The organism is Actinacidiphila sp. DG2A-62, assembly GCF_035825295.1.
GTDB lineage: Bacteria > Actinomycetota > Actinomycetes > Streptomycetales > Streptomycetaceae > Actinacidiphila.
In genome coordinates, this window is sequence record NZ_JAYMGI010000002.1 from 2,285,074 (window position 1) to 2,303,301 (window position 18,228).

15 protein-coding genes and 1 pseudogene are annotated in these 18,228 nt (G+C 75.9%); 9 read left to right on the top strand and 7 right to left on the bottom strand.

Annotation, left to right across the window (positions count from 1 at the left end; all coding sequences use genetic code 11):
• Positions 1-49: 49 nt before the first annotated feature.
• Positions 50-622, top strand: a complete 573-nt coding sequence (locus VSR01_RS09980) for a TetR/AcrR family transcriptional regulator (protein ID WP_326448898.1) — start codon at positions 50-52, stop codon at positions 620-622.
• A 133-nt stretch (positions 623-755) separates the two neighbouring features.
• On the opposite strand, the gene VSR01_RS09985 is transcribed toward VSR01_RS09980, so the two are convergent.
• Positions 756-1,550: a TetR/AcrR family transcriptional regulator gene (locus tag VSR01_RS09985; RefSeq protein ID WP_326448899.1), complete on the bottom strand. Its 795-nt coding sequence runs from the start codon at positions 1,548-1,550 to the stop codon at positions 756-758.
• Between the two features lie 123 nt (positions 1,551-1,673).
• Between VSR01_RS09985 and VSR01_RS09990 the strand changes: the two genes are divergently transcribed.
• Positions 1,674-2,393: an SDR family oxidoreductase gene (locus VSR01_RS09990; protein WP_326448900.1), complete on the top strand. Its 720-nt coding sequence runs from the start codon at positions 1,674-1,676 to the stop codon at positions 2,391-2,393.
• A 117-nt stretch (positions 2,394-2,510) separates the two neighbouring features.
• Here the strand turns inward: VSR01_RS09990 and VSR01_RS09995 are convergent, their stop codons facing one another.
• On the bottom strand, positions 2,511-3,557 hold the full coding sequence (locus VSR01_RS09995) for a zinc-dependent alcohol dehydrogenase family protein (protein WP_326448901.1): 1,047 nt from the start codon (positions 3,555-3,557) through the stop codon (positions 2,511-2,513).
• Positions 3,558-3,951: 394 nt separating this feature from the next.
• Between VSR01_RS09995 and VSR01_RS10000 the strand changes: the two genes are divergently transcribed.
• Both VSR01_RS10000 and VSR01_RS10005 read left to right on the top strand, forming a co-directional pair.
• Positions 3,952-4,965, top strand: coding sequence for a dihydroxyacetone kinase subunit DhaK (locus VSR01_RS10000; protein WP_326448902.1), 1,014 nt, complete (start codon positions 3,952-3,954; stop codon positions 4,963-4,965).
• A gap of 188 nt (positions 4,966-5,153) precedes the next feature.
• Positions 5,154-5,936 carry a DAK2 domain-containing protein gene (locus VSR01_RS10005; protein ID WP_442785429.1) on the top strand — a complete coding sequence of 261 codons (783 nt, stop codon included), beginning with the start codon at positions 5,154-5,156 and terminating at the stop codon, positions 5,934-5,936.
• Between the two features lie 255 nt (positions 5,937-6,191).
• On the opposite strand, the gene VSR01_RS10010 is transcribed toward VSR01_RS10005, so the two are convergent.
• Positions 6,192-6,884, bottom strand: a complete 693-nt coding sequence (locus tag VSR01_RS10010; RefSeq protein WP_326453582.1) for an HAD family hydrolase — start codon at positions 6,882-6,884, stop codon at positions 6,192-6,194.
• Positions 6,885-7,644: 760 nt separating this feature from the next.
• Positions 7,645-8,769, bottom strand: a complete 1,125-nt coding sequence (locus tag VSR01_RS10015; protein ID WP_326448903.1) for a ScbA/BarX family gamma-butyrolactone biosynthesis protein — start codon at positions 8,767-8,769, stop codon at positions 7,645-7,647.
• Between the two features lie 170 nt (positions 8,770-8,939).
• Here VSR01_RS10015 and VSR01_RS10020 point away from each other — a divergent pair, with 170 nt between their 5' ends.
• Both VSR01_RS10020 and VSR01_RS10025 read left to right on the top strand, forming a co-directional pair.
• Positions 8,940-9,599, top strand: coding sequence for a ScbR family autoregulator-binding transcription factor (locus VSR01_RS10020; protein WP_442785430.1), 660 nt, complete (start codon positions 8,940-8,942; stop codon positions 9,597-9,599).
• Between the two features lie 337 nt (positions 9,600-9,936).
• Positions 9,937-11,978: pseudogene (locus tag VSR01_RS10025) on the top strand (SpoIIE family protein phosphatase).
• Between the two features lie 133 nt (positions 11,979-12,111).
• Here VSR01_RS10025 and VSR01_RS10030 read toward each other — a convergent pair.
• The gene (locus VSR01_RS10030) at positions 12,112-13,293 is read right to left on the bottom strand and encodes a type III polyketide synthase (RefSeq protein WP_326448904.1); all 1,182 of its coding nucleotides are present in this window, start codon (positions 13,291-13,293) and stop codon (positions 12,112-12,114) included.
• A gap of 359 nt (positions 13,294-13,652) precedes the next feature.
• Between VSR01_RS10030 and VSR01_RS10035 the strand changes: the two genes are divergently transcribed.
• The 3 genes from VSR01_RS10035 to VSR01_RS10045 all read left to right on the top strand — a co-directional run bounded on the left by VSR01_RS10035 (position 13,653) and on the right by VSR01_RS10045 (position 16,489).
• The gene (locus tag VSR01_RS10035) at positions 13,653-14,816 is read left to right on the top strand and encodes an epoxide hydrolase family protein (RefSeq protein ID WP_326448905.1); all 1,164 of its coding nucleotides are present in this window, start codon (positions 13,653-13,655) and stop codon (positions 14,814-14,816) included.
• Between the two features lie 52 nt (positions 14,817-14,868).
• A complete protein-coding gene (locus tag VSR01_RS10040) occupies positions 14,869-15,336 on the top strand; it encodes an alpha/beta fold hydrolase (RefSeq protein ID WP_326448906.1) in 468 nt (155 codons plus the stop codon).
• 91 nt (positions 15,337-15,427) lie between these two features.
• Complete coding sequence (locus VSR01_RS10045; protein ID WP_326448907.1) at positions 15,428-16,489, top strand: glycosyltransferase; 1,062 nt, start codon at positions 15,428-15,430, stop codon at positions 16,487-16,489.
• Positions 16,490-16,531: 42 nt separating this feature from the next.
• Here the strand turns inward: VSR01_RS10045 and VSR01_RS10050 are convergent, their stop codons facing one another.
• The gene (locus VSR01_RS10050; protein ID WP_326448908.1) at positions 16,532-16,657 is read right to left on the bottom strand and encodes a hypothetical protein; all 126 of its coding nucleotides are present in this window, start codon (positions 16,655-16,657) and stop codon (positions 16,532-16,534) included.
• A 61-nt stretch (positions 16,658-16,718) separates the two neighbouring features.
• Entirely contained in the window at positions 16,719-18,212 is a 1,494-nt protein-coding gene (yczR, locus tag VSR01_RS10055; protein ID WP_326448909.1) for a MocR-like transcription factor YczR, read from the bottom strand.
• Positions 18,213-18,228: the final 16 nt, after the last annotated feature.

Sequence of the window (18,228 nt, forward strand, 5' to 3'; positions counted from 1 at the left end):
ATGCTAACCATAGCGGCGCTGGATTGTCTAGCGATGCTAGGATCGCATCATGTCGGTACAGGAGCGCAAGGAACGCGAGCGGGCCAGCCGCCACCAGCTGATCGTGTCCACGGCACGCGAACTCGCCGAGACGCAGGGCTGGGACGCCGTGACCACGCGGCGGCTCGCCGAGCAGATCGAGTACAGCCAGCCGGTGCTGTACAGCCACTTCAAGGGCAAGCGCGAGATCGTCGGCGCGGTGGCGCTGGAGGGGTTCGCCGAGTTGGCGCGGGCGCTGCGCGCCGCTGTGCCGAAGGGGCCGTCCGACCGGGCGGCGGTGACCGCGCTGGCCACCGCCTACGTCGACTTCGCCGCGCGCAACCCCGCGCTGTACGAGGCGATGTTCAGCCTCGACAGCGGCCTGCTCTTCGCCCACGAGGAGACGCCCGAGCCGCTGCGCGCGGGGTTCCAGGCCCTGACGGACACGCTCGCGCCGCACGCCGGCGCCGACGACGCCGGGGTGTTCGTCGAGACGTTCTGGGCGGCGCTGCACGGGCTGGTCACCCTGGCCCGCGCGGGCCGCGTGCCGCCCGCGCAGACCGGGCAACGCCTCGACCTGCTGGTGGACCGCTTCGTCCGGTGAGCGGAGGGCCGCGGGCGGCCGGCGGGGAGCGGGCAGCCGGCGGGAGTGAGCGGCCGGCGAGGAGCGGGCAACCGGCGGGAGCGAGCGGCCGGCGAGGGTGGGGCCGGGGGGTGCGGCGGGGCGGCCGGTGCGGCTACCCGCCCGCGGTCAGCAGGGCCGCCAAGCGGTCGGCCAGGTCCGCGTCGAGGGGCTGCGGGACGGCCAGCAGCCGGTACCACAGGACGCCGAAGAGGACGTCGGCCGCGAAGCCGGCGGTGAGCGTGGCCGGCAGGTCGCCGCGGCGCTCGGCGCGCTCCACGAGGACGGCGACGGCGGCCCGGCGCCGCTCCAGGAACTCGGCGCGGAAGCGGGCGCCGAAGGCGGGGTCGAGCTGCGCCTCCACCATCAGCGCGCGCAGTAGCTCCGCGACCTGCGGCGCGCGGGCCAGCGTGAAGCTGTCGTCGAGCGTACGGCGCAGGTCCGCGGCCCAACTGCCCTCGTCCGGCAGCGGGATGTGCACGTCGGCCTTACGGGCCAGGGCCTCCATGATGACGTCGCCCTTGGACGGCCACCAGCGGTAGATCGTCTGCTTGCCGACCCCGGCGCGCTGGGCGATCTTCTCGATCGAGACGGCGGCGTAGCCGTGCTCGACGACGAGTTCGGCGGCGGCCAGCAGGATCGCGTCGCGGCTGTCCTCGCTGCGCCGCCGGCCGGGCCTGCGCCGCTCGGGGGCGGAGCCGGTCGCGCCCGCGGGGGCGTCTCCGCCTGCCTCGGCGTCCGCGCCGATCCGGGAGCCCACGCCGGCCGCGATGCCTGCGGCGTCTGCGGCGCCACCGCCGGGACCGCCGTCCGGGCCGGCACCGGCGTCCGCGTCAGCGCCGGCATCCGGGCCGGCACCGGCGTCCGCGCCGGCACGGGCGCCCCTGGCCGCATCCGTCTCCGTGTCCATGACCCCGCATGATACCGATTCCGAGACGGACCGTTGCGATTTGCCGGAACGGGCCGGGCCGGCGTAGGCTCGGCGACGAACCGAATAACGAACCGAACCGTTCCGATTCGTAGGAGCTTCGTCATGGAGACGACCCGGACCACACTCGTCGTCGGCGGCACGTCGGGCATCGGCCTGGCCACCGCGCGGCAGCTCGCGGCCGGCGGCCAGGCCGTGCACGTCGCCGGGCGGGACCCCGGGAGGGTCGCCGCGATCGCCGACACGGCGCCCGAGCTGGTCGCGCACCGCGTGGACGGCAACGACGCGGCGGCCGTCGCCGCGCTCGCCGCACAACTGGCGCCGCTGGACGCGCTGGTGATCACCCTCTCCGGCTCCGAGGGCGTCGGCGCGCTCGCCGACCTGGACCTCGCGGCGCTGCGCCGGGCCTTCGAGGCGAAGTTCTGGCCGACGCTGACCGTGCTGCAGGCGGCCCTGCCGCACCTGGCGGAGCAGGCGTCGATCACCCTCGTCGGCGCGATCAGCGCGCACGCCGCGATGCCCGGCACCGCAGGGATCGGCGCGCTCAACGCCGCCGTCGAGTCCCTCGTCCGCCCGCTGGCCGTCGAGCTCGCCCCGCGCCGGGTGAACGCCGTCTCCCCCGGCCTGGTCGACACCCCCTGGTGGAGCGGGATACCGGAGGAGACCCGCACCGCCTACTTCACCGCGGCCGCGGCCGGCCTGCCGGTGCGCCACGTGTCCACGCCGGACGAGATCGCCGCGGCGGTCGCCCTGCTCGCGACCAACACCTCGACCACCGGGACGATCCTCGAAGTCGACGGCGGCGCCCGCTTCGTCCAGCTCTGACCCACGCTCCGACCCACGACGGTCCCGCGTGGCCCGCGTCCCCCGGGCCCGGGGGCCGGGGGCCGGAACCGGGCCCCGGGCCTGACCCCGAGCCCCGGCCCGGGGCCGCCTTCGTGTCTACGCCGTCGTCACGACGATCTTGCCGGGGTTCTCCTGACCCCGCGCCAGGTAACGGTGCGCCTCCACGATGTCGTCCAGGCCGAACACCCGGTCCACCGCGGGGTGCAGGGCGCCGAAGCGCAGGCCCGCGGTCAGGAACGCCGCGATGCGGCGGACCGCCGCGGGGTCGAGGGTGTGCTCGAAGCTCATGTAGCGGTGCATGGTGAGCGCGCCCATGGGATACGGCGCGGGCCGCGGGTCGAGCCAGCCCACCGTGACGAGGGTGCCGGTGATCGGCTTCGCGGCCTTGGCGAGGTCGGCGAGGCCCGGGCCCATCACGGGGTCGAGGATGATGTCGACGCCCGGGCCGGCCGCGGCACTTGGGCCGCCGACGCCGCCCGCGCCACCCGCACCACCCGCGCCACCCCCACCGGCCGTGTGCCGGCGCGCGGCCTCGGCGACGTCCTCCTCGTCGGAGGCGATCACCGCCGCAGCGCCGGCCGCCAGCAGTTCCTTCTTCTTCGCGGCGCTGCGCGTCACCGCGATCGGCACCGCGCCGATCTGGTTCGCGATCTGGAGGGCCGCGAGGCCGACCGTGCCGGACGCGGCGGTGATCAGGACGTGGTCGCCCGGCCGCATCCCGGCCTTCTCGACCAGCGCGCCGTACGCGGTGGAGTACGCGACCCACAGCGCCGCGGCGCCGACCGCGTCGAGGCCGGCCGGGCGCGGCACGATCCGGGCGGCCGGGAGCACGACGTAATCGGCGTAGGTGCCGCCCGCGGCCATGTCGGGCACCGCGGTGATCAGCACCGGGTCCCCGACCGCGAACCCCTCGACGCCCGCGCCGACCGCGTCCACGACGCCCGTCCCCTCGCAGCCCAGCCGCGCGTGCGGCAGCCGCACCGGCCGCGGCCCGGCTCCGGCGCGGGTCAGCTCGTCCAGCCGGTTGACCGCGAACGCCTCGATCCTGACGCGCACGTCGCCCGGTCCCGGCTCGCCGGCCTCTTCGACGACGTGCAGCACCTCGGGGCCGCCGGTCTCGTCGAACACGACGACTCGTGGCATGGGTGAACTCCCCTTCGTCCGCTGCGGGCGCCCGGCGGGCGCTCGACGTTCGGCTGGTCGCTGGGCGGCGCGCCGGCCGCTGTCGGCCGTGGTGCGCGTCCGCCGGTCCGCGGTTTCGCGGCCCGTTCCCGATTCTTTGTACAGTCGTACTAGAAAGTCAAGCGCGACCCGCCGGGGCGGACGCCGATCCGCGGACGCGTCCGTACCGGGGGCGCGGGCGGCAGTCCGCGGACGGGACGGGGCCGGGGGCGGGCCGGGGACGGGTCGGGCGCGCCGGGTCGTGCCGAAGCGCTGGTCAGGGCCCGTGCCGGGGCCGCCGGGGCCGCGTCCTGTTGCCGGGCTGCTGCGAAGCGCCCAGCATGAGGTTCAGAGCAGGAGGACAGGAGGTCGCGCCGTGAGCCTGTACTTCGCCAACGCGCCCGACGAGCTGGTGGACGACGCCCTGGCTGGTTACGCGCTCGCCCACGCGGACGCCGTGCGCTGGGACGAGCGCGACGGTTTCCTGCGGGTCCTGCGGCCCGCACCCGCGCGCAGGGTGGGCCTGGTCTCCGGCGGCGGCTCGGGCCACGAGCCGCTGCACCTGGGGTATGTCGGCCCCGGCATGCTGGACGCCGCCTGCCCCGGCCGGGTCTTCGCCTCGCCGCACAACCGGCAGGTGCTCGCGGCGGCGCGCGCGGTCGCCCGCGAGGACGGCGTGCTGCTGCTGGTCAAGAACTACACCGGCGACCGGATCAACTTCGGCATCGCCGCCGAGCGGCTGGCCCACGAGGGCGTGCGCTGCGGGCGGGTGCTGATCGACGACGACCTGGCCTCGCAGTCCGAGGACTCCGCGGCCGGCCGCCGCGGCACCGGCGCGGCCGTGCTGGTCGAGAAGATCCTCGGCGCCGCGGCGGACGAGGGGCGCGGCCTGGCGGAGCTGGAGGCCCTCGGGGCGTCGGTCGTCGCCCGCTGCCGGAGCCTGGCCGTCGCCTCCGCCGCGCACACCTCGCCGGTGACCGGGCAGCCGGCCTTCGCCCTTGACCCCGGCACGCTGGAGTACGGCGTCGGCATCCACGGCGAACGCGCGCGCCGCACCGTCAGCACGCGCTCGCTGCGGGACCTCGCCGAGGAGATGGTCGGCTCGCTGGGCGACGCGCTCGGCCTGGGCGCCACGTCGCGGCCGATCGTGCTGGTCAACGGGCTTGGCGGGGTCACCCGGCTGGAGCTGTACGCGGTGCTGCGCGAGGTGGCGCGACTGCTGGACAAGCGCGGCGCGGCCCCGGCGCGCACGCTGGTCGGCGACTTCGTCACCGCGTTGGACATGCGCGGTTTCTCGGTCACGCTGCTGGACGCGGACGACGAGACGCTGCGGTTGTACGACGCGCCGGCCGCCGCGCCCGCGTGGCCGGGGCACACCGGCCCGCCGTGACATGCGGGGCCGCGCGATCCGGGCGTGCCCGCGCCTCCCGAGGGCCGCGCGGTCCGGCCGCGCACCCCGCCCCGAGGCCGCGCGGACCTGCCGCGTCCCCGACTTCCTGACGCCCCGACCTCCCCGTACCGCCGCGCCCGACGCCCCTCCCCCGCGGGGCGTCGCGCCGCCGACCATCGGAGGTGCCCATGCACCGGACGAACAGCCGAACCGAGCCCGACGCCGCCGCCTTCGCCGGCTTCACCCGGCGCTGGGTGCGGGGTTTCGCCGACTCCGCGATGGCGACGGAGGCCGAACTGACCGCGCTGGACCAGCAGGTCGGCGACGGCGACTTCGGCACCAATCTGGTGGCCGGGCTGCGGGCGACGCTGCGGCGGCTGGACGCGCCGGAGTCCGCGGAGGCCACGGCCGACCGCGGCGCCGACGCCCTGTCGGACGCGGCGTCCTCGGCCACCGTGTCCGCGGCGCCGGCGTCCACGCCCGCGGCCGGACCGGGCGCCGAAGCCGCCGGGCCGCTCCGGGCCGCGGCGGACGCCTTCCTCGACGAGGTCGGCGGCACCAGCGGTCCGCTGTTCGGGCTGCTCTTCCAGGAGCTGGCGGTGACCGTACGGGCGAAGGGCGCGGAGGCCCCGACCGCGGCGCTGGCGCTCGGCATGAGCAACGGCCTCGCGGCGATCCAGCGGGTCGGCGAGGCGGAGGTGGGCGACAAGACGCTGGTCGACGCGCTGGCGCCGGCCGTGGCGACGCTGTCCGCGTCCTGTTCCGCCGATCCCGGCCGGGCGCTCGCGGAGGCCGCGGAGGCCGCCTGGCAGGGCGTCCGCGCGACCGCCCGCGGCACCGCCCGCCGCGGCCGGGCCAGCTACCTCGGCGACCGCGCGGCCGGCGTCCCCGACCCGGGCGCGGTCGGCGTCGCCCTCCTGCTGACCGCGGCGAACACCCCGGCCACCACCCTGCCGCCCCACCTCGCCTGACCCGCCCCGTCCGCCTGCGGCAGCCGGCACCATCGAACGGGGCGGGAGCCCGGACCCGCGCCCCCGGTCGGCCCGGCGCCGCCGGGAAGGGGCGCACCGGGCGCGCACGCCCGACCCCGCCCAAGATCGGAGCCACCCACCCGCCGCCAGGCACCGGCGGCACCACGGCGGGCGCGCCCCTCGCGGACGGCGGACGCGGGCCCGGGGCTGCGGGGCCGAGGGTCGGGGGGCCGAGGGGCCGAGGGGCCGAGGGGATCAGTGGGCCAAGGCCCGGGACTCGCGATGGGTGGCCCAGGCGGTGACGTCGGGGTCGTCGAGGCGGTCGACCCAGAGATCGGTGGTCGCGGCGACGACGGGTTCGGGGCGGGGGCCGACGCCCAGGACGCGCAGGCCGGCCCGGACCGCCGCCTGGACGCCGCACGCGGAGTCCTCGACGGCGAGGCTGTGCGCGGGCTTCGCGCCGCACAGGCGGACCGCGGTCAGGTAGACGTCCGGCGCGGGCTTGGGGCGCACCGCGCTGTCCGGGACCACGATGTGGTCGAAGTACGCGAGCAGCCCGGCGGTGGACAGGCACGTCTCCACCACGTCGGCCGGGCAGTTGCTGGCGACCGCGAGGGGCGCGAACGCCGCGGCGTGCGCGACCAGTTCGGCCGCGCCGGGCATCGTGACGGGGTCGGCCGCCACGAGCGCGCGGAAGTGCTCCAGCAGCGCGTCGGTGAGGGCGGCGCCCAGGTCGGGGCGGCCGGCCTCGTCGGCCATGAGCCGGCCGCACTGGGTGTAGTGCACGCCCTTGGCGCGCTCGGCGAACCCCGGACGCGCGCGCAACCCGTGGTCGCGCAGGGTCAGTTCACGGGCGTCCTGCCAGTGCCGCTCGGTGTCCATGAGCGTGCCGTCGCAGTCGAAGACGATCGCGTCCGGCGTCCACGACAGCAGCGGCGTCCTGCGCACCGACGCCCTCGGCCGCGCCGCCGAGGACGAGGACGCCGGCGCCGGCACCGCCGCACCGGAGACGGCACCGGCCGCGGCACCGGAAGCCGCGGAGCCGTTCGAGGCCGCCGAGCCGGTCGAGGCCGCGGAGCCGGTCGAGGCCGCCGAGCCGTTCGAGGCCGCCGGGTCGACCGCGCTCACCGGCCCGGCCGTGCTCACCGATCCGACCGCGCTCACCGAGTCGACCGAGCCCGCCGGGTCGGCCGGACCCGCGCCGCCGGCGCGTTCCGCCGCGCCGTCCGCGGCGTCCGCGCCGTCCGCGCCCGCGGGATGCGCCGGGTCCGGGTCCTCCGCGGAGCCCGCCGCGTCCGGGCGGGCCGCGTGGTCCGCGCACTGCGCGGACTGGTCGCACCGCGCCGCATCGGTCGGCGTCGGGGCCGGCGCGGAGGCCGGCTCCGCGCCCTGCTGCGCCGCGGACTGCGCCGAGACCGCGCGGGCGGAAAGCCGCGAGGGGAGGGGAAAGGGGATGACTGGGCCATGGGGGAATTCCGTTCGGGGAATGCCGGAGCACACGGATGGGGAACGCCCGTGTGCTCCGGCGGCGAGGCGGCCCGCACGCCGTCGCGAAGCCGGGGACATGCCGGTGGACGCGCGCGGCGCCGGGCTCCGGCCACCGCCGGGCGCCGCCGCGCACCCGCGGCGGGAGCCCCGGCGCCACCCGGAACATAACGATCGCTACGTTATGGACCGTGACGTACCGTCGTCAAGCAACTGCGGTCCGTCACACGGCGTGTCGGCCGTAGCCGAGGACGCCGTACGCGGTCGCGACGCCGCCCTGCCGGACCCGGAAGACGAGGGTGCGGTCGTGCGGCACGGCCTCCACGACGGCCGCCGGTTCGTACTCGGTGAACCGCACCGCGGCCATCCGCCCGTTCAGCGGTCGCAGCAGCTCGCCGCCGCTCGCCGCCGCCGCGGCCTGGCGCGCCGCCTCCAGCAGCACCATGCCGGGCACGTGGTCGCTCGGGTGATCGAAGAAGAACGGTTGCCGCAGGTCAGCGGGCTCGACGGTGAGCCCGCCGGCCCGCCGGGCGATCAGTACGTCACCGCCGCGGGCGACGCCGAGGAGCGCGGGCGCGGGGCGCCCGGCGGGGTCGGGCGGCGTGCGCCGGGCGTGCAGCAGACCGCCGCGCACGGCGGCGTAGCGCTCGGCGGACAGGAACCTCGCGCCGCCGCCCGCGGTGGCGAAGAGCCGACCGCCGGCGCGCAGCGCGACCGTCAACCGCAACGCGGCCAGTCCCCCGTCCGGGCGGTAGTGCGGGTCTGTCACCCGTATGGAGCAACCGACCTCGGTGCCGCCGTGGCCGGCGAGCGGCTCGCCGCCGGGGCGCAGCGCGAAGAAGAGGTCGTCGATGAGCAACTGGGCGGTGGGCGGCACGCCGTACCACCGCAGCGGCAGGTAGATGCCGAGCTGCCGCAGCGTCTCCACGACCAGCAGCGGGCTGTGCAGGTCGCCGCCTTCGGCGGGGAAGGTCGCGTGCGAGCGCGGCCAGAAGGCCGCGGCCCGGAACAGCCCCGCGCCGCCGACCTCGCCCCCGTCGCCGCGGCCCTCGCCGGGACTCCCGCCGACGCCGCCGGCGCCGACCGCGCGGACGTCGGTCAGCAGCACCTCCGCGGGCGAGGTCCGGTGCACCAGCGCGCGCGGCACGGTCCGCGACCAGCTCAGCCCCGCGTCGAGGTCCACGCGCAGGCCCGCACCAGGGCCCGCGCCGGGGCCCGCGCCGGGGCCCGCGTCACGGCCCGTGCCGTCATCCGCGCCGTCATCCGCGCCGCGGTCCGCGCCGTCGTGCGCGCCACCGCGATCCGCGTCGTCGTTCGGGACGGCCGGACCGTCGACCGAATTCCTCATATAAAAAGGGAAACTCGCATTCGCGTTTTCCGCACCCGCATCATGTCCGCACCATGTCCGTCGTGTTACCGAAGCGGCCCGCCGACCCGCTACATTGCTGCCCGTTGACACAGGGCCTTCGGTGGCTCCCGGCGAATCGGGCGGCTTTCGGCGGCGGGCGGAATGGCGGAGTGGACGTGCAGGAACGGGCCGAGGCGACGCGCAGGTATCTGGTGGAGGCCGCGGCGCGGCTCTTCGACGAGCGCGGCTACGCGGGGACCAGCATCAGCGACATCAGCGCGCGGTCGGGCCGCACCAGCGGCGCGATCTACTTCCACTTCGACAGCAAGGAACAGCTCGCGCTCGCCGTGGTCGAGGCGACGTACGCGACCTGGCCCGCCCTGATCGCGCAGGTCAGGGCGCTGCCCGTGTCGGCGCTCGAAAAGCTGGTGGCGCTGAGCTTCGCGGTGGCGCGCACCTTCCGCGACGACGTGGTGGTGCGGGCCGGCTCGCGGCTGTGGATGGAGCGCAAGGCCATCGAGGCGCCGGTGCCGGCCGCGTTCGGCGCCTGGATCGAGACGGTGACCGCGCTGCTGCGCGAGGCGGGGGCCGAGGGGGACCTGGCCGCGGGCGTCGCGCCGGACACCGCGGCGCTCACCGTGGTCTATGCGTTCTTCGGCCTGCACACGGTGTCCGACGCGATGGACGGGCGGGCGCTCATCGAGGACCGGCTGCACGAGATGTGGCTGGTGCTGCTGGCCGCGCTGCAGCCCGGCCCGGCCGCCGCCGACATGCTGGTACGCGCCCGCGCCGCGCTCGCGGGACCGGCCCCCGTCCCGCTTCCGGCCTGACCGCACCGGCCCCGCGGGCCCGTCACCCGGCTACGCGCGCACGCCGCGGAGGCCGCCACCGGCGCGCGTAGATCTCACGCGTAGATCTCACGCGTAGTTCTGCGGCCGGATCGGCTGTGCGAGCAATGTGGGCATTCGTGCTATTCAATGAAGTATGCGGCCGGGTCAGCCCTCCCCCTCGTCCTCGGCGTCCGAGGCGTCCTCGGCGTCCCCGGCTACGCGCCAGGGCTCCCCCGCGCCCGCGCCCTCGGACTCCGCGCCGCCCTCGGACTCCGCACCGCCCCCGGACTCCGCGCCGCCCCCGGCCGCCGCGTCGTTCGAACCGGTCAGCCACGCCCTGGACGGCTACATCCCGCAGGAGGGAGCGGCCGGCCACGAGCAGATCCTCGGCGCGGTCAACCTGGACCGCGAGCTGCGCATCACCCGGTGCAACCTCGGCGCCCCCGCCTTCACCGGGCTGACCGCCACGACCGGCGCCCCGTTCGTGGACCTGCTGCCGCCGGGCGACGTGCCGACGGTGACGCGCCGGCTGCGGCAGGTCCTGGACACCGGGGAGGCGCACGTCGCGCGGGTCCAGCGGCTGCGCCGGGACGACGGCTCCGAGCTGGTCGTCTCCATGAGCATCCTGCCGACCGCGGCGCCGCTGGAGGGCCTGACCGTCTCGCTGATCGCGATGGCCAAGCGGCTGCACCTGTACGCCTCGGAGACCGCGATCGGCACGTCCCTGGACGTCGGCGAGACCACGCAGTCCCTCGCGCAGTCGCTGCTGGCCTGGGGCGATGTGGCGGCCGTCGACCTGGACTACGCGGTGTGGACCGGCGAGGCGGTGGTGGAGCGGCCGCAGGGCCGTATCCGGCTGCGGCGGGCGGCGCTGGTGCCGGACCGGGTGTGGCCGGAGGGCTATCTGACGCCGGGCGACGACCTGCCCGCCGAGGCCAGCCGGCTGCTGTCGCTGGCGGTGCGGCGCGACGACGTGGCGCAGGCCGTGGTGATCCCGGAGCGGGAGACGATCGAGCGGGCGCTCGGCGACCCGCGGCTGGTGCGCGCGCTGGTGCCGGGCGACCGGCCCGCGAGTGTGGCGTGCATACCGCTGGTGCTGGAGGGCCCGGAGGACGGTCCGCCGGTGGTGCTGGGCGTGGCGGAGGTGTGGCGGCGCCCGGACCGGCCGTTCCACGACAGCGAGCTGCTGGACCTCCAGGAGCTGGTGGCCAGGACCGCCCACCACGTCGACCTGGCCCGGCAGCACCAGCGCGAGCACGCCCAGGTGCTGGCGCTCCAGCGCCGGCTGCTGCCGCGGGCCGGCGGCGACACCATCGAGGTCGCCAGCGTCTACCAGCCCACCACCCCCGACAGCGCGGGCGTCGGCGGGGACTGGGTGAACAGCTTCCCGCTGCCGGGCGGGCGCACCGCGCTGGTGGTGGGCGACGTGGTCGGGCACGGCCTGGGCGCGGCGGCGGCGATGGGCCAGCTCAGCATGGAGGCGCGGGCGCTGCTGTCGGCGGGGCTGGCCCCGGACGAGGTTCTCGAACACCTGGACGAGACCGTGACGCTGCTGGACGACGCGGACGCCGGCCTGGCGGCCGGGTACAGCGCCCTGGGCTCGACCTGCTGCATCGCGGTGTACGACCCGGTGAGCCACCAGGTGGTGGTCTCCAGCGCGGGGCACCTGCCGCCGGTGCTGGTGCTCCCGGACGGCAGCGCGCGGACGCTGGCCGTGCTGCCGCACCCGGGCCTCGGGGCGGAGTTCGCGGTGCGCGAGCCGTTCGACGTGCACACCTTCGACGCGCCGCCGGGTTCGCTGCTCGCGCTGTACACCGACGGCCTGGTGGAGGACCCGGCGCTGGCGATCGACGAGGGCATCGGCCGGCTGCGGGACGCGGTGGGCCGGGTGCACCCGTGGGACGACCTGCGCGTGGCGGCGCGGCGGGTGGTCGCCGAGGTGGCGCCGCCCGGTCGCGCGCGCGACGACGTGACGCTGCTGCTGGCCAGGACCGCGGGCTGCCGCAAGCGGGACACCGCGGCCTGGCGGCTGCCGGCCCGCGCGGACTCGCCGGCCCGGCCCGCTCGCTGGCCGCGGCGCTGCTGCGGCAGTGGAGCACCCGCGAGGAGATGCGCGACAGCGCGCTGCAGGTGATCGGCGAGCTGGTCGCCAACGCGGTGCGGTTCGCCACCGGGCCGATCGGCGTACGGCTGATCAGGACCGGCCACGACCTGCTGTGCGAGGTGGGCGACACCGGCAACGGCATGCCGCGGCTGCGGCGCGGCGACCTGCTCGACGACCGGGGGCGCGGTCTGCACGTCGTGCACAAGCTCACCACCCGCTGGGGCGTGCGCTGGACCGACACCGGCAAGGTCGTCTGGGCCGAACTCGCGCGGTAGCGCGGTCTGTTCGGGCGGGCCGTCGCGGCGGGCGGTCAGGCTCCCGCGCCCCGGCGGCGGGGCGCCCGCGGGACGCCGGGCGCCCCGCCGGGCCCGCGTCCGGAAACACGCCCAGGCCCGCGTCCGGGCTCGGTCACAGCCACTCGCCCTCGACGGCCGTGGCGGTCAGGCCGGGCGCGGCCGCGTACAGGACGGTCCGGCTGCCGGGCTTCTGGCCGGCGTCGTGGGCGCGGCGCAGGATGTCCAGGACGGCGGCGCCGCCGCGGTTGCCGGTGGTGTAGCTGTCCCGGCTGTGCGCCAGCAGTCCGGACGGCCAGTCGTCGGGCATGGTCTGCTCCATGTACTCCAGCACCCGGGTGCCGCCGGGGTGGGCGAGCAGCAGGTCGGGGTGCCAGGCGTGGACGTCGTCCTCGTGCCGCCGGCGCAGCCACTCCCACATGGCGGTGACGGTCTGCTGCACCGCGCGCGGGCCGCGGCGGTCCATCACGAAGTGCGTGCCGTCCTCCCGCGTCTCCAGCCGGTGCAGGTCCCGGGTGCCGGGCAGGGTGTGGTGCCAGGAGGCGTCCAGGCGCAGCACGGACTCCGCCCGGGGGCGGCCGGTGACCACGGCGGCGACCGCGGTGTCGGCGAACAGCAGCCGGACGATCACCGACTCCAGGCTGTCGTCGGCCGGCTGGTAGGTGGTGCTCAGCGCCTCGGATATCACGACCAGGACCACCCGGTCGGGGTCCGCGGCGACCAGATCGGCGGCCAGCGCGAGGGAGCGGGTGCCGGCGATGCAGGCCCACTGGGTGGCCGGCAGCAGCAGCGTGTCCGGGCGCAGCGGCAGCCGGTTGGCCAGCGCCACGTCGAGGCCCGGCAGCGCGGGGGTGGTGGAGTTGCTGGTGATCAGGCAGTCGACGTCGGACGGGTCCAGGCCGGCGGCTTGCAGCGCGCCGCGGGCGGCCCGCTCGCCGTAGTCCTGTACGGCGGCCCAGGCCGGCTCGGTGCGCTCCTGGACGGTCTGCGGGGCGGGTATCGCCTCCAGCGCGGCGATCGCCCGCTCCACGTCCTGCTCGGTGAAGCCGTCGCGGGCCAGCGCCTCGCGGGCGGCGGCCTGGCCGGTGCGCAGGGCCCCGCCCGTGCCGGGCGCGACCGCGGCCTCCAGCGGCAGCATCCAGCCGCGGGTGTCGATGCCGGTGCTCGCCGCGATGCCGTCGATCCGCGACGCCCAGGGCGCGTCGGGGTGGCGGTCGTGCACCTCCGCCAGGATCTGGCTGGTCTCGACGGCGTTCTCGCCGTGGATGACGGCGGGAGGGCAGAGGTATGCGGCCACGATGCGCACCTTTCTCGACACGGAAGGGGGGTGAGCCCGGAACGGGGAGGGCGGGGACGGGACGGGGACGACGGGGACGGAACACGAACGGGTCGCGTCCTGTTCCGACCGCCGGCGTCCGTCACGACAATGCCCGCCAAACGGACATTTCCGCTGTGACCAAGGCAACTCAGACGCCTACGAGTTCCTGTGAGACGCGGCACACCCCACTCGCCGGACGGATCCGGCGCCACGCCCGCCCCGCTACGGCGGTGGGACCGCGGTTCGTTCGGGAAGGACGGGAAGGATCGGCCGCACGAACGGGCAGTCCAGCCGGTGATCCTCCGCAGATCCGTCCAAGCCCCGATTACTTGGGGGAGGTGACTGAGATCGAGTCCTTTCCGGTGAACATTCCCGAACACCAACTGCAGGACCTGCGGGAGCGCCTGGACCGCGTCCGGCTTCCTGAACCGGAAACGGTCCAGGACGGGACGCAAGGCATCGGCTTGGACCGCCTGCGGAGCCTGCTGGACGCCTGGAAGGCGCACGACTGGCGGTCCCTGGAACGACGCTGGAACGCGATACCGCACTACCGCACCCGTCTGGACGGCCTGACCGTCGCGTTCTGGCATGTGCGCTCGCCCGAGGCGGGCGCCTTCCCCTTGCTGCTGACGCACGGTTGGCCCGGCTCGGTGCTGGAGTTCGAGAGCGTCATCGGGCCGCTGACCGACCCGGTCGCGCACGGCGGCGCCGCCGAGGACGCCTTCGACGTGGTCATCCCGGCTCTGCCGGGCTTCGGCTTCAGCGAGCGCCCCCGTGAACCCGGCTGGAACCCCGGCCGCACCGCACGGGCCTGGGCCGACCTGATGACCAGGCTCGGGTACCAGCGCTTCGGGGCGCACGGCGGCGACTGGGGCGCGCCCGTCAGCATCGGCCTGGCCCGCCTGGAGCCCGAGCGGGTCGCCGCCCTGCATCTGACCATGCCGTTCGCGTCCCCCCTGCCCGAGGACCTGGCGACGGCCGACGACGCGGAAAAACGCATGATCGCCAAGCGTGACGCATTCATGAGGACCGGTCCCACCCACGCGATCGTCCAGAGTGTGCTCCCGCAGACGCTGGGCTACTCCCTGCTCGACTCCCCGGCCGGGCTGGCCGCGTGGCTGGGCCAGGCGCTGGTCGACTTCTCGGACACGCGGCCCGAGGCCGGCGGCGGCGTCAGCGTGGCACAGCAGGTGGACAACATCGCCCTGTACTGGTTCACCGGCACCGGAGCCTCCGCCGCCCGCTGGTACTGGGAGGCGGCGCGGGCGACGCCGCGCAGCGCACAGGCGCAGAACCAGGAGACGGTGACCGTGCCCACCGCCTTCACGCTGTTTCCCGGCGAGCCGTACCCGACCGCCCGGCGCTGGGCGGAACACCGCTACCGCACCATCATCAGCTGGAACGAGATGGAGTACGGCGGGCACTACGCGGGCTGGGAGAAGCCCGGCCTGCTGGTGAGCGAACTCAGGAACGCCTTCCGCCAGGCCCGCGATCGCCGGTGACCGCCGCTCAGCGGCCGGCACGCCCCACCCCTTTTCGCATCCGAGAGCGACCATGACACCTGGCCACCAACTGGCGCACGACATCAAGGGCACCGGCCCGTTGCTCGTGGCAGTCCACGGCATCACCGAGAACCGAGGCTTCTGGGACCCCGTCCGCCTGCACCAGCACTTCCGCGTGCCGCGCGTCGATCTGCGCGGCCATGGGGAGTCGCCTCGGATCTCGCCGTTCGGGATCGACGCGTCGGTGGAGGACATCCACCGTCTGATCGAGTCGCTGAGCGAGGACCTGACGGGCGACCAGTCCCCGCCCGTCGTCGGCCATTCCCTCGGCGGGGTGATCGCGACCGCGTACGCAGCTCGTTATCCGACCCCGGGTGTGGTCACCATCGACCAGTCGCTGCGGGTCGGCCCGCTGCCGACCAGGATGTGTTCAGCGGCTTTTGGTCCCCGTTGCTCGATTCCGCACCTGGCAGAACCCGAATGGTTCGTCTCCCGCGTCCGTGAGTTCTTCGGCGGCTGAGTTCCCTGTCCGATCCCGTTCCCATCGTTCTTCCACGCTCAAGGAGCTTTCTGTGCGGATATTGTTCAGCGCCGTTCCGGCCCCGGGTCATGTGCTTCCCCTGCTTCCGCTGGCCAACGCTGCGGAGCGGGCCGGGCACACGGTCGGGCTGCTCTCGGGGCGGGGTGCCGCGGCGATCGTGCCGTCCATGGAGGTGTTCGAGGTCGGTCCGACCATCTACGAAGCGATCGCGGAAACCGGTCGCCGCCTCGGTGGCGACCAGGACGGGACCAAGCCCGGTCCCGGAGCGGTGGAGTTGTTCGGCGCGGTTCGCCTCGACGGTGTCGTGGACGAAGCGGTCGAGGCCGCGCGCCGGTTCGCGCCGGACCTCGTCGTGCACGACACGGTCGACACGATGGGGCCGCTGATTGCCGCGGTGCTCGGCGTCCCCCTGGCCGAGCACCGCATCACCGGCCCGATGCCCGAGGAGCTGCTGCAGGCGATCGCGGATCGTGCGCGTGCCGAGCACTCGGCACGCGGCGTCGCCCGCCCTGCGCCGATCGCGGTGGTGGACCCGTATCCGGACGCACTTCTCACGGAAGCGGAACGCGACGACACCCCCGGACGCCTCCCGCTCCGACCGGAACCCCACAGCACGTCGGACGCCGGACGCCCCCTGCCCGAACCCGACGGGCCGGTCGCCGCGGTGACGCTCGGCACCTCGGTCCAGAACGCCGCCGCGATGGGGTCGCTGGTCCGGTCGATCGCGAGTTCCGGGGTGTCGGTGCTCGCCACGGTCGAGCCGGGCGCGCTCGATGTCGACGACAGCGTCCGGCACATGGTGCACGAGGTCGGCTTCGTCCCGCTCGCCCGGCTGCTGCCCGGGGTGGACGTCGTGGTGAGCGCGGGAGGCTCGGGCACGCTGCTGGCCGCTCTGGCGCTGGGCAAGCCCCAGGTGATCCGGCCCTTCATCGCCGACCAGCCCTGGAACGCGCGGCGCGCGGCCGACCGCGGCGTCGCCGTCGAGATCGAGGACCCCGCGTCAGCCGGGGCCGCGGTGCGTCAGGTGATCGACGATCCGTCGTACTCCCAGAGGGCCGAGGCGATCGCGAAGGAACTCGTCGACCTCGATGACGCGGACCGGGTCCTCAAGGTGATCCTGGACCGGCTCTGACGGATCATCTGGCCGGACGGGTGCGGACCGGATGCTCGGCGCTCAGAGGAGACCGAGCAGCGGCGAGTCCAGGAAGGTGGCCAGGTCGGCGAGCTCGAAGAACGCGAGGGCGGCGAGGACTTCGGGGTGAACGGCACCGGCCCCGGCCCCGGTGGTCAGGGTCAGCACGGTTCGGCGGCGGGTGAAGGAGAGCGGGCCGCGTCGGCGTGGACTGGTCGTAGGGTGCGGGTCAGGCCAGGGGGGCGGGGGTGTGGGTGCCGGTGTGGCCGCGGGTGAGGGCTTGGTGTGCCGCGGCCAGGCGGCGGACGGCCTCGCCGAGGAGGTCCGGCGGGAGCGTGTAGGGCAGCCGGATGTTGCGGGCGAAGGCTCCGCCGACGCCGAACCGGGGGCCCGCCGCGACGGCCACGCCGTGGTCGGGGGCGATCGCCGCCAGCCGGGAGCTGACCGGCCGCGGGAACGCCGCCCACAGCGCCACGCCGCCGACCGGGTGCGTCACGCCGGCGCTGGCGTCCACCGCGCTCGCCGCGCCCGCCCCGGCCACCTCCAGCTCCGGCAGCCGCTCGGCGAGCGCCCATAGCAACGCCTCGCGCTGGAGGCGGAGTTGGCGCAGCGCCTGCGGCCGGCGCGTCTGCCCCGCGTCGAGGAGCGCCGCGGTGGCGAGCTGTTCCACCACCGGCGTCCCGAGGTCGGTGGTGGGCCGCAGTTGCGCGACGCGTTCCAGCAGCGCGGGCCGGGCGCGGATCCAGCCGGTGCGCAGGCCGCCCCAGACGCTCTTGGAGACCGAGCCGACGCTGATCGCCGACGGCACGTGCGCGGCGAACGGCTCGGGCGCCGGGCCGTCCAGCGCCAGGTCGGTCATGGTCTCGTCCACGACCGTGGGGCACCCGAGCCGCAGCCGGCCGCGCACGGCGGCGGTCATCGACAGCCCGGTCGGGTTGTGGAAGTCCGGGATCAGATACGCCAACGCCGCGTCGCGCCCGGCCGCGAGGAGCTGCGCGGGGTCCCAGCCGGCGGGCGTGACGGCGACCGGCACCAGGCGCGCCCGCGCCGCGGTGAACGTCGTGAGGGCGTGCGGATACGTCGGGTGGTCCACCACGACCTTGCCGCGCGGCGGCACGAGCGCGCGGGTCAGCAGCGCCAGGGCGTGCTGCGCGCCGTTGGTGACCATCACGTGGTCGGCCGCGGTGGGCAGCCCGCGCCGCCCGTACCAGTCGGCCACCGCCTGCCTCAACTCCGGTACGCCGTAACGGTCGTAGCCGTGCCGGTCGAAGTGGCGCGGCAGCCGTTCGAGCGCGGTGGCGTAGGCGGCGTGGAGGATCTCGACGGGCGCGGGCGGCGCGGCGAACGACAGGTCGATGACCCCGGGGCCGCCTCCGGCGCCGCTCCCGGCTCCGGTCACGGCTCCGGCCCCGCCCCATGCCCCGTCCCCGAGCTGCGGGGGCCGCGGCGGCGGGCCGCCGGGGAGCCGTACGGTCGCGCGGGCGCGCTCGCGGGTGGCGACGTACCCGTGGTCGGCCAGGGTCCGGTACGCGGCTCCGACGGTGGTCCTGCTGACGCCGAGCGCGCCGGCCAGCTCGCGTTCGCCCGGCAGCGCGGCGCCCAGCGCGAGGCGCCCGTCCAGGACCAGCAGCCGCAGCCGGTCGGACAGCCGCTGGTGGGCCGGGCCGGGGCCGTCCTGCCAGGCGCCGAGCAGCCGGGCCACGCCGTGCGCGCTCAGTCTCATCGGACCAGATTAGGTC

What these genes read in the sequence shown, in the direction of transcription:
- VSR01_RS09995 (WP_326448901.1), bottom strand. Translation starts at nt 3,557, where the DNA reads ATGCCACGAGTCGTCGTGTTCGACGAGACCGGCGGCCCCGAGGTGCTG.
- VSR01_RS09990 (WP_326448900.1), top strand. Translation starts at nt 1,674, where the DNA reads ATGGAGACGACCCGGACCACACTCGTCGTCGGCGGCACGTCGGGCATC.
- VSR01_RS10005 (WP_442785429.1), top strand. Translation starts at nt 5,154, where the DNA reads ATGCACCGGACGAACAGCCGAACCGAGCCCGACGCCGCCGCCTTCGCC.
- yczR (WP_326448909.1), bottom strand. Translation starts at nt 18,212, where the DNA reads ATGAGACTGAGCGCGCACGGCGTGGCCCGGCTGCTCGGCGCCTGGCAG.
- VSR01_RS10040 (WP_326448906.1), top strand. Translation starts at nt 14,869, where the DNA reads ATGACACCTGGCCACCAACTGGCGCACGACATCAAGGGCACCGGCCCG.
- VSR01_RS09980 (WP_326448898.1), top strand. Translation starts at nt 50, where the DNA reads ATGTCGGTACAGGAGCGCAAGGAACGCGAGCGGGCCAGCCGCCACCAG.
- VSR01_RS09985 (WP_326448899.1), bottom strand. Translation starts at nt 1,550, where the DNA reads ATGGACACGGAGACGGATGCGGCCAGGGGCGCCCGTGCCGGCGCGGAC.
- VSR01_RS10015 (WP_326448903.1), bottom strand. Translation starts at nt 8,769, where the DNA reads ATGAGGAATTCGGTCGACGGTCCGGCCGTCCCGAACGACGACGCGGAT.